Source organism: Rhizobium sp. BK060 (assembly GCF_014193145.1).
Lineage (GTDB): Bacteria > Pseudomonadota > Alphaproteobacteria > Rhizobiales > Rhizobiaceae > Rhizobium.
Map to the genome: position 1 here is coordinate 439,358 of NZ_JACHYW010000001.1, position 9,973 is coordinate 449,330.

Annotated in this window: 8 protein-coding genes and 1 pseudogene; 5 read left to right on the plus strand and 4 right to left on the minus strand. The window is 59.6% G+C overall.

Annotated elements, in window-relative coordinates:
• Window positions 1-158 precede the first annotated feature (158 nt).
• Window positions 159-443, plus strand: coding sequence for an acylphosphatase (locus tag FHT71_RS02065; RefSeq protein WP_183718765.1), 285 nt, complete (start codon window positions 159-161; stop codon window positions 441-443).
• Between the two features lie 245 nt (window positions 444-688).
• Window positions 689-1,396 (plus strand): L,D-transpeptidase, encoded by a 708-nt coding sequence (locus FHT71_RS02070; protein ID WP_183718790.1) that lies wholly within the window; start codon window positions 689-691, stop codon window positions 1,394-1,396.
• 28 nt (window positions 1,397-1,424) lie between these two features.
• On the opposite strand, the gene FHT71_RS02075 is transcribed toward FHT71_RS02070, so the two are convergent.
• The 3 genes from FHT71_RS02075 to FHT71_RS02085 form a co-directional block, all read right to left on the minus strand.
• Window positions 1,425-3,227, minus strand: a complete 1,803-nt coding sequence (locus FHT71_RS02075) for a PAS domain S-box protein (protein ID WP_132587958.1) — start codon at window positions 3,225-3,227, stop codon at window positions 1,425-1,427.
• A gap of 119 nt (window positions 3,228-3,346) precedes the next feature.
• Window positions 3,347-4,024, minus strand: a complete 678-nt coding sequence (locus FHT71_RS02080) for a dimethylsulfonioproprionate lyase family protein (RefSeq protein ID WP_132587957.1) — start codon at window positions 4,022-4,024, stop codon at window positions 3,347-3,349.
• 194 nt (window positions 4,025-4,218) lie between these two features.
• Complete coding sequence (locus FHT71_RS02085) at window positions 4,219-5,553, minus strand: aspartate aminotransferase family protein (RefSeq protein WP_132587956.1); 1,335 nt, start codon at window positions 5,551-5,553, stop codon at window positions 4,219-4,221.
• 139 nt (window positions 5,554-5,692) lie between these two features.
• Between FHT71_RS02085 and FHT71_RS02090 the strand changes: the two genes are divergently transcribed.
• Window positions 5,693-6,241 carry a cupin domain-containing protein gene (locus FHT71_RS02090; protein ID WP_007795916.1) on the plus strand — a complete coding sequence of 183 codons (549 nt, stop codon included), beginning with the start codon at window positions 5,693-5,695 and terminating at the stop codon, window positions 6,239-6,241.
• Window positions 6,242-6,243: 2 nt separating this feature from the next.
• On the opposite strand, the pseudogene FHT71_RS02095 reads toward FHT71_RS02090, so the two are convergent.
• Window positions 6,244-7,022: pseudogene (locus tag FHT71_RS02095) on the minus strand (pyrroline-5-carboxylate reductase).
• Window positions 7,023-7,436: 414 nt separating this feature from the next.
• On the opposite strand from FHT71_RS02095, the gene FHT71_RS02100 reads away from it, so the two are divergent.
• Entirely contained in the window at window positions 7,437-8,015 is a 579-nt protein-coding gene (locus FHT71_RS02100) for a VTT domain-containing protein (RefSeq protein ID WP_183718767.1), read from the plus strand.
• A 293-nt stretch (window positions 8,016-8,308) separates the two neighbouring features.
• Window positions 8,309-9,619, plus strand: coding sequence for a hemolysin family protein (locus FHT71_RS02105; RefSeq protein WP_132587953.1), 1,311 nt, complete (start codon window positions 8,309-8,311; stop codon window positions 9,617-9,619).
• Window positions 9,620-9,973: the final 354 nt, after the last annotated feature.

Genomic DNA, 9,973 nt, shown 5'->3' on the forward strand with positions numbered 1-9,973 from the left:
GCCGTTTGGTTTGTGCCAGCGTCGAGAGAGGATATGGCGTTGAAATCGCGCGATGTCTGGGTGACGCTTGGCGATTGCCGCATGCTTCGGGACAGACCGTGCTTGAATTCTGTCCCGGTGTTCCAGATTGCCTACAAGGCACGCGAATGGAGACGAGCATGGGGAAGGATCGGAAGGCAGTATTGGTGCGGATATCCGGTCGGGTCCAGGGCGTCAGTTTTCGCGTCTGGACACGCGCCCGGGCTGAACAGCTCGGTCTGGTGGGCTGGGTCCGCAACGAAGATGATGGAACCGTGAAAGCGCTCATCGCCGGCCCGCAGACGGCCGTCTCAGCGATGTTGAAGGAATTCTGGAAAGGACCGCCCGGCGCGTCGGTCGTTGCTGTCGAAGTGGAAGTGGCATCTCCTGCGGCTATACCCTCCGGGTTCCAGATCACAGCGTAGCTACGCCGACTGATGGCGAAGAGGTGGTTCAGTGCATGGGGCGAGGTGGCCCTGTGAAAATGAACGGGGGAAGCCGCGCCTGAGCCAGAGGCATTGTTGCACTCTTCCAACAGTCGTGACTGCGCGAGACGTTGCTCGAAACTTCCGGCAGTCTCAACCATATTTCAGCCATGGTATGAGCGAGTAGGGCATATCTCACCTGATCAGACCACGAATCGGAATCTTTGAAATTGCTTACCACATTCATGATCCGGCCGCTGATGGCAGCGACCGGCATCTCACTTCTTGCAGCCTGCACGCAGCTTTCGGCGGAACGAATTGTCGAAGCCGCCCAGTCCCCCTCCGTCGAGGTGGTCGCGCCCCAACAAGAGCGACAGCCCCAAACCCAGCCAGTGATCCCTGCTTCCGAAAAGCCGGATTATGCGCTCGCCTATGCCGAAGTGGATGACGGCGAATTTCGTTGGCCGGCTATAAATTATACGGCCGTCGATCCCGACTATCTGCGCCAGGAAGTCGATTACGCAACCGACGAGCCGCCAGGCTCCATCGTCGTCGAGACCGAGAAAAAGTTCCTCTACCTTGTTCTGAAGGATGGACGAGCCATTCGCTACGGCGTGAGCCTAGGCGCACAGGGTCGCGCATGGAAGGGACGCGCGATCATTCAGTGGAAGCGAAAGTTCCCGACATGGACCCCCACGCCTTCGATGATCAAGCGCAATCCAAAACTCGAACAGTGGAAGCAGGGCATGCAGCCCGGTGTCAATAACCCCCTGGGTGCGCGCGCACTCTATATCTTTCAGGACGGCGAAGATACGCTTTATCGCATCCACGGCTCACCAGAGTGGCAGTCAATCGGCAAGAACGCGTCGTCTGGCTGTGTGAGGATGTTCAATCAGGACGTCATCGACCTTTACGAACGCGTGAAAGGCAAGGCCCCGCTACTTGTAAAGTGAGCAGGAAGGACGAGCCGCCGAGCAGATGTCACTGCGCAGAACCGACCGGGTGCTCGTGATCCCAGCCACCGCCCACAGGGGCATCGACCACACACACCACGCCCGCTGGGTCGTAGGCGATCGTTACTTCCCCTTTCAATTCGGCCGCCAGCAGGCTTTCTATCAGGCGTGAGCCGAAGCCTTTGCGCGAGGGCGCAGTGACGGTCGGTCCTCCCGTTTCCCGCCATTGCAGTCGCAGCCTGGCATGTTCATTCCTCTCGAACGACCATTCAATCGAAACGCGGCCTTCCGGTGTGGACAGGGCTCCATACTTGAGGGCATTTGTTGCCAGTTCGTGCAGTGCCAGGGAAATCGACACGACGGCGCGCGGCGCAAGTTGAATGCTCGGGCCGGAGATCGAAAACCTGTCCTGTTGATAGGGAGAAAGTGATTGTCTGACGACCGTCTCTAGTTCTGCTTGCTCCCAGTTGCCGTGCGTCAGGAGGTCGTGCGCCCTCGACATCAAGGCAAGCCGAGCCTCGAACGCGTCCACGCCCGCTCGGTTTGCTTTCTCGCGCCCGAGCGTCTGCCGCGCGATGGCCATCACCGTTGCGAGCACGTTCTTCACGCGATGATTGAGTTCGCCGACGAGAACGCTCTGGAGCCGTTCGGCCTCCTTTCGTGCGCTGATGTCGTGTGCTATTTTCGAAGCCCCGACGATCCTGCCATACGCGTCGAAGATCGGTGAAACGCTGAGCAGGACGTCGACCAGCCGGCCGTCCTTGCGTCGCCGCTTGGTCTCATAAGGAGCGACCCTTAGACCGGCGTTGACCTGCCGGATGATTGCCGGCTCCTCTTCAATTCTGTCATCAGGAACCAGAAGCATGACTGAGCGGCCGATCGCTTCCTCGGCCGAATAGCCATAGAGCTTCTCGGCTCCGAAGTTCCAGCTCGTGATTCTCATGTTCAGGTCGGTCCCGAGAATGGCGTCGTCGGACGAGGCAATGATCGCGGCAAGGCGACGCTCCACTTCCTGAGCGCGCTTGCGTTCGGTGATATCGACGACAACGGCGACAGCTTGCCGTATCGCTCCCTTCGTGTCGCGAAGCGGTGAGATGGAATTCGCCACCCAAACGAGGCTGCCGTCCTTGCGCACATAGCGCTTCTCAATGTCAAAGCTCTGGCCGGTTTCCAACATTGTCCTGAATGATCGGACGTAGTCGTCCAGATCCCTGGGAAATGTGATGTCCTGCACACGCAACTTCTGAAGCTCGGCTTGCCTGTAGCCGACGATTTCGCAGAAGCGGCTGTTGACCAGGAGGAGACGCCCGGCGAGATCCGACTGGCCGATACCCGCTGCCGTCTGCGAGAATATTGCACGAAACCGGTCCTCGCTCTCTCGCAATTCGGTTTCAAACTTAACGCGTTCGGTGGTCTCACTGACAATGCAGAAGACGCCGCCGACCTTGCCCTCCTCGTCCCGGATCGGTGAGTAGGAAATGTCGAAGTGAACAGTCTCGCGATAGCCGTGACGCTCGATAGAGAATGCACGGTCCTTGGCGGCCACCGTTTCGCCGTGGTCAAGCACACGCCGCAGGAGCGGTTCCAGATCGCCCCACAATTCGCTCCAGTTCTCGCGGGCCGGGCGGCCGAGGGCCTGAGGATGCTTGCTCCCGATGGTGGGCGCATAGGCATCGTTGTAAAGGGCGACGAAATCCTGGCCCCAGAAGATGACAATCTGAGCTTTGGCGGGCAGCATGATGTCGACGGCCGACTTCAAGCAGAGTGGCCACGAGGAGGGCGGGCCTAGAGCGCTTGCTTCCCAGTCACCGCCATAAATGCGATCGGCCATCTCGCCTGGCTCGGGATATGTGTTGCTGCTGCGCAGGAGCTTCGTCCTCTCTAGAGTGGCCTTTACAATTCAAAAGTTGGCGCGCAAACCGCAAGAGGCAAATCAGGGAGGCGCTCAAGCTATCTCTCGACGTGACACCAAGCCGCCAGAAGAGGTCGCGCGGTGCACCGCATCGCGACGTTGTGGCCCGCTTCGTTGAAGAAAATCGAGCCGATGGAAGCGCGCTGCCAGCCCCTGTCGTCACAAGAGAACTCGCAGTCGGATAGTGCCAGAAAAACGCGGGAGCGATACTGTATATGATCTGGGAAGCGGCTGTAGGGCGCCATTATCGTTAGGCCGAGAGCCACGTCGCCTCGTTCCTCCACGCCCGATATGCCCGCCACCACCGCATGCGCATGTGTATGCTCGATGTTGATGCTGGCAAACGGACCGGTCTTGCTCGCAACCCATTCGAGGCTCTTGGCAACATCGTTGATGGCAGCCGCGACCTCGGCGAAGGGCTCACCCTTCGAGGCCAGATTGCGCAGTGCAAACTGCAACTGAGGCCCCAAGGGCACAGGCGTGGCTGGCTTCGTTGCGATTGCGCCCGGCTCCTGCAGCAGGTGGAACACCTTCCCAGCAACGAATTTTTCCATGAATGGAGCGGCGTCGGACAGCATGATGTTGCCCAATGCACCGATCAGACGTTGCACGGCGGCAGGCCTGCGCGCGCGGCTCACAGGATAGTCGCCGCTGGCAGCTCTGGTCCCACGATGCAGAAGGAGATCTGCCTCCCGTCTCAACCGGGGTTTCGACATCGATGTGGAAAACTCCTTGGTCACACCGGGGATCCTTATCCCGGCGGGATCAAAAAGCAAACCGTTCGAAGCGCCTTTTCCGAGGATAGTTGGCGCGATGCCTGCAGGCCGATGGCAGAATTCTTCGTCGAGCGAACGCGTTGTGTTTCTGTTTGGCCGTTGGTCGCCAAACAGAAACGCTTCGCAGGTGATTGCTATAGCGCGCGCGTCAAGGCATCTGCCAGAATGGCGACGATCCTTTCAATTTCGCCCGTCTCAATGATCAGTGGCGGCGACAGCGCGATAATGTCGCCGGTGACGCGAATGAGCAGTCCCTTCCTGAAGCAGTCCACGAAGACGTCATAGGCGCGTGTTCCTGGCGCGCCGTCGCGTGACGCAAGTTCGACGGCGCCGACAAGGCCGAGGTTGCGGATGTCGGCAACGTGGGGCAGCCCCTTCAGGGAGTGAAGAGCCTCCTGCCATGTGTCTGCCAAAGAGGCGGCTCGGGTGAGCAGGCCCTCCTCCTTGTAGATTTCCAAAGTCGCGATGCCGGCGGCACAGGCAACCGGGTGACCGGAGTAGGTGTAGCCGTGGAAGAGCTCGATCTGGTTTTCCGGCCCGACCATCAATGCGTCGTAGACTTTTCGGCTGGCAAAGACCGCTCCCATCGGGATGGCGCCGTTCGTCAGGCCTTTGGCGGTGGTGACGAGATCGGGGACGACGCCGAAATAATCGGTCGCGAATGGCGTGCCCAGCCGGCCGAAACCGGTGATGACCTCGTCGAAGATCAGGAGAATGCCATGCTTGTCGGCAATGGCGCGCAGGCGCTCCAGATATCCGGCCGGCGGCAGGATGACGCCTGCCGATCCGGACATCGGCTCGACGATGACCGCGGCGATCGTCTCCGCGCCATGTAGCGCGACCAGGCGTTCCAGGTCGTCGGCAAGCTCGACGCCATGCCGCGGGAGCCCCTTCGAGAAACCATTGCGCTCGATGTCGAGGGTATGGCGCATATGGTCTGCGGGAATCTGCGGAAAGACCCGACGATTGTTGACGAGCCCGCCGACAGAGATGCCGCCGAAGCCAACGCCGTGATAGCCCTTCTCGCGACCAATGATGCGGGTGCGCGTGCCCTGGCCGATCGCGCGCTGATAAGCGATTGCGATTTTCAACGCGGTATCAACAGACTCCGAGCCGGAGCCGGTGAAGAACACACGATCGAGTTTTGCGGCCGGCCCGCCCGGCGCGACCCTTGCGAGCTTTTCGGCAAAGTCGAAGGCGACGGGATGGCCCATCTGAAACGTCGGAGCGAAGTCCATCGTCTGCAACTGGCGGGCAACGGCGTCCGCAATGCGCTTTCGACCGTGGCCGGCATTCACGCACCAGAGGCCGGCCGTGCCGTCCAGCACCTTGTTGCCGTCGACATCGGTGTAATACATGCCTTCAGCCGAGGCGAGCAGCCGGGGGGCGGCCTTGAACTGGCGGTTTGCCGTAAACGGCATCCAGAAATTCTCGAGAGAAAGTCGGTTCGACATGCTTACCTGGTCCATCACTCTATTCTCCGTTGAGTTTGAAGAATGTTGAGTGATTTACAGCTATGGACAAGTCCTTTTCTGTGCGCGCATAAGCACTTGAAATTTATGTGTGTGAGACGAATATGTTTGATATTTGCAACAGGTAAAACACGCCATGTCCATTGATATCGGCAATCGTCTCCGTCATCTGAGGATGATGCACAATCTCTCCCAACGCGAGCTCGCCAAGCGCGCCGGTGTCACGAATTCGACCATATCTTTGATCGAATCGAATTCCTCCAACCCCTCCGTCGGCGCGCTGAAGCGCATCCTTGATGGCATTCCCATCGGCCTGGCGGAGTTCTTTGCGTTCGAACCGGAGCGGCCGCGAAAGGCATTCTATGCAGCCGAAGAACTGGTCGAGATCGGCAAGGGGGCAATCTCTTATCGGCAGGTCGGAGAAAGTCTGTTTGGCCGCAGCCTGCAGATCCTGAAGGAGTGCTATCAGCCAGGCTCAGACACTGGCAAGGTTCCCCTCGTTCACGAGGGAGAAGAGGGCGGGATCATCCTCTCCGGCCGACTTGAAGTGACGGTCGACGACGAGCGCCGGATCCTTGGGCCGGGCGATGCCTATTATTTCGAAAGCCGCCGGCCGCATCGGTTCCGATGCGTCGGACCGGTCGCGTGCGAGGTCATCAGCGCCTGTACGCCTCCGACCTTCTAAATTTAGGCGCCTTGTATCCTCGCCAGAACACGGTCAAGCGCCAGGACCAGGGCATCGCGCCCGCCGTTATTGTGAAAGTCGGACAGAACCTGTTCGTTCAGGCCGCCCTTTGTCGCGAATTCGCCGCTGAGCTCTTCGAGCGGAACGGTGTCTGAGCGCAGCGCCGTTTGCGAAAGGCTCGCAAACAGCGGCGCGATAAAGGCGCGCCCCTTGCCTTTGGCTAGGCCGCGCTGTTCCAGCCAGGCCGCCGAGACATCCATGATCCCAAGGACAGTGGACATCAGCGAGCTGGCGGCGGCCAAAAGGTCGTACTCCTCCTTGGTCTCGCATTCGACCGCAGTGCCAAGCACGGAAAAGAGCGCCGCAACGGGAGGGTCCGGCGGGAAGACGGCAGTCACCCCATCGCGATCGGCGACGAAAGGCAACGGAATGGCCTGTACGAGGTGAACATCTGCACCGATCCAGTCGAAAAGCGTCTTGCGGTCGGTCGCCGCGATAACGCTGAGGACGGATTGTCCCTTTCGGAACGTCAGTGCGCTCAGGACGCCTGTGCAATCTGCGGCCGCACCGCCAAGACAACCATGTCGCTCGCGTCGATGACCGCCTGGTTGTCGGCGGCGACGGTGATTTCGGCAAAGTCGGCCGCCAGGCGTTGCGCGATCTCGGCGTTGCGCGGCGAAATCGTCACCTGCGAGACGACGGCAGGCTTGGTCAGCAGGCCTCTGACCATGGCGTCGGCAATGGCCCCTGTTCCTATGAAGCCGATCTTCTGTACGTCCATCCGATTGCCCCCCGCACCGTCGAAACGCGCGATTTTGGTCGCACATGTCGTGGACAGCGGGATTATCGTCTCGCACGGCCGTTTGCAAGGCAGGACGGCGCGGGCTTGCCCAGCGGCCGAATGTGTTCGTCAAAGGCGTGGCAGATCAAACTCGCTTGCCATGTGGTGCGTTCTGCTTACTCCCGGGCGCGCATGGGAGCCAATGACATCGATTGGCCATAAGCCTGCGGCGATCGATTTCCTGGCAGATTTTCCATCAAGCACGATCGTTTTGAGGTCGTCGGAGCGGACATCGAGCGCGACCACGCGCTGCCGCTTGTCCATCTGCCCACCGCCCTGGGAGGTCCTGCCGACGTTGCCGCAGGACGCAATTCAGGGCAGATTGCGCATCGTTGGACCGCCGGAGGTTAGGCATTGCTGGAGAGACTGATTGGTGAGTACGGCGTCCTCGCCGTTTTTCTCGGAGCCGCAGCCGAAGGTGAAACGGCCGCGTTCCTGGGCGGAGTTTTCGCGCATCGGCAACTCATCCCGTACTGGCAGGTCGCGCTGGCCGCATGCCTCGGATCGTTTGTTGCAGACCAGTTCTTCTTTCTATCCGGTCGCTACGCCACGAAGTGGTCCTACGTCCAGAAGCTGCTTGGATCGGAACCGATTGCGAGAGTGACGCGGCTCCTCGAAGCGCACCCCACGGGCTTCATCCTCGCCTTTCGCTTCATCTACGGCATACGAACGATCAGCCCCGTTGCCATCGGCGTCTCGAAGGTTTCGACGCGGAGGTTTGTCATACTCAACGCGATCGCTGCGCTAATTTGGGGCGTCCTGATAACTGCGATTGGGTTCCTCGCCGGGCAGGCAGTTGAGGCCTTGCTCGGACGGCTGCAACTCCACTTGCATTTGTTGATCGCGATGGCCTGTGTTGCAATCCTTGTTCCGGTCAGTGCCTTTGTTTTCCGGCGAGCAGTGGCGAAACGTTCGGCTCGCCTGGGCGCTTGAGGAGAAGCGGGCGATCAACATGCGCTCACGGCCAACTGGTTGGCGTCAATTGAGCCGAAGGAGGCTTGGCAGGCCCCAAAGATGCTTGCCAAGGATGGCTCAAAGATCGCGGCGGCGATGAAGCGAAGCGTGCCTGGCTATGGTTCCTAGCTGTGTTGCGGTGATCCGATCCCCTGCAACGCTGCGATCTTGAAAGAAGCGAAAGAAACAGTCGTTGCGACCGGCTTGGCGCTGGTGTTCTGTGGGAGAATGCCTATGTTTCGCGTAGTTTCGAAATTACAGGGTTCCTATTTTTGCTTCTCGAAATTTCAATCGTTGTTATTCTCACCATCTTGAATGGCGTCCTCGCCATGTCCGAGCTTGCTGTCGTTTCCTCACGGCCGGCTCGTCTCAAGGTCATGGCCGATCAGGGAAGCCGCGGGGCCGCCATGGCAATCCGGCTCGCTGAGCAGCCCGGGCGGTTTCTGTCGACCGTACAGATCGGCATTACGCTCGTTGGCGTACTGTCCGGTGCATTCTCGGGTGCAACGCTTGGCGCGCGACTGGCCGGTTGGCTGGGCGCGCACGGCTTGTCACAGGCCGCAGCCGATGCACTCGGGGTCGGCTCGGTCGTTGTCGCCATCACATACCTGTCGCTGATCGTTGGCGAATTGGTACCAAAGCAGATCGCGCTTCGCGCCCCCGAGACGGTTGCAAGCAAAGTCGCTCCGGCGATGATGCTTCTGTCTCGCCTGGCCGCCCCGCTCGTCTGGCTGTTGGATTTCTCCGGCCGCACCATCCTTCGTCTTCTGGGTCAATCAGGCAAGTCTGGTGACGTGGTGACCGATGAAGAAATCAAGACCGTCCTGGCAGAGGCGCACAGCGCTGGCGTCATCGAGATGGAAGAATCTGCGATGATCTCTGGTGTCATGCGTTTGGCCGACCGAAATGCCAGGGCCTTGATGACACCGCGCCGGGAGGTGGAGGTGATCGATGTCGAGGACGGTTTCAACGAGATTCGGGATCAACTCCGCCGGACCGCGCAGGCGCGACTGCCAGTGCGCAAGAATAGCTCCGACGAAATCATCGGCGTGCTTTTGACCAAGGATTTTTACGACGCGCTTGCGTCGTCCGGCCATGTCGACATCACCGCTATTGTGCAGGAAGTGCCGATCGTATCTGATCTGTCCGGCGCTCTCGACGTCATTCAGGCCATTCGTCGTTCACGCTGCCACATGGTGCTGGTCTATGACGAATATGGCCACTTTGAAGGCGTCATCACCTCCGGCGACATTCTGGAAGCAATCCTGGGCGCGGTCCAGGAGGACTCGATTGGCGAGAAGGCGATCGTACGCCGCCACGATGGCAGCTATCTCGTATCCGGCTGGACGCCGATCGATGAGTTTGCCGATTTCATGGGCTTCCAGATTGACAGTGACAGGGATTATCAGACGGTTGCAGGGCTCGTACTGGAAGAGATGAAGCATCTGCCTGACGTCGGCGAGAGTTTCGTGATGAACGGCTGGCGGTTCGAGGTGGTCGACCTTGATGGACGTAGAATCGACAAGCTTCTCTTGACCGCTGAAGTGCCGTCCGACGATGGCGCAAGCCGCACACTTCAGTAAGTCGATTGGACCTCGTTCGTGCGGGACCTTGATGTGGAAAGGGAGTTCCCCTTTTCATCTATGGAGGCAGATATGAAAGCTCGTACAATAGCTGCTGCAGCAGCACTTGCGTTTACCGGCACCGCTATGCCCAGACTGTTGTGACCGTGCCTGGCGAGGTAAGAACCTACATAACCGGACAGGAAGTACCGTCCGTTGCCTACGACTGATATCATTGTCGGATCGCGGTAGTGTGCTGAAGGTTCTGCAAATTCTCTGAAGGAGGTGGCATGAAAGATGTCGCGTCCGCTGCGAGAACGGATCACTGAGATGCAGGTGATGATCGAGGGACAGTCACACTTCCAGCCTTTCGGC

What these genes read in the sequence shown, in the direction of transcription:
- FHT71_RS02065 (WP_183718765.1), top strand. Translation starts at nt 159, where the DNA reads ATGGGGAAGGATCGGAAGGCAGTATTGGTGCGGATATCCGGTCGGGTC.
- FHT71_RS02070 (WP_183718790.1), top strand. Translation starts at nt 689, where the DNA reads ATGATCCGGCCGCTGATGGCAGCGACCGGCATCTCACTTCTTGCAGCC.
- FHT71_RS02075 (WP_132587958.1), bottom strand. Translation starts at nt 3,227, where the DNA reads ATGGCCGATCGCATTTATGGCGGTGACTGGGAAGCAAGCGCTCTAGGC.
- FHT71_RS02080 (WP_132587957.1), bottom strand. Translation starts at nt 4,024, where the DNA reads ATGTCGAAACCCCGGTTGAGACGGGAGGCAGATCTCCTTCTGCATCGT.
- FHT71_RS02085 (WP_132587956.1), bottom strand. Translation starts at nt 5,553, where the DNA reads ATGGACCAGGTAAGCATGTCGAACCGACTTTCTCTCGAGAATTTCTGG.
- FHT71_RS02090 (WP_007795916.1), top strand. Translation starts at nt 5,693, where the DNA reads ATGTCCATTGATATCGGCAATCGTCTCCGTCATCTGAGGATGATGCAC.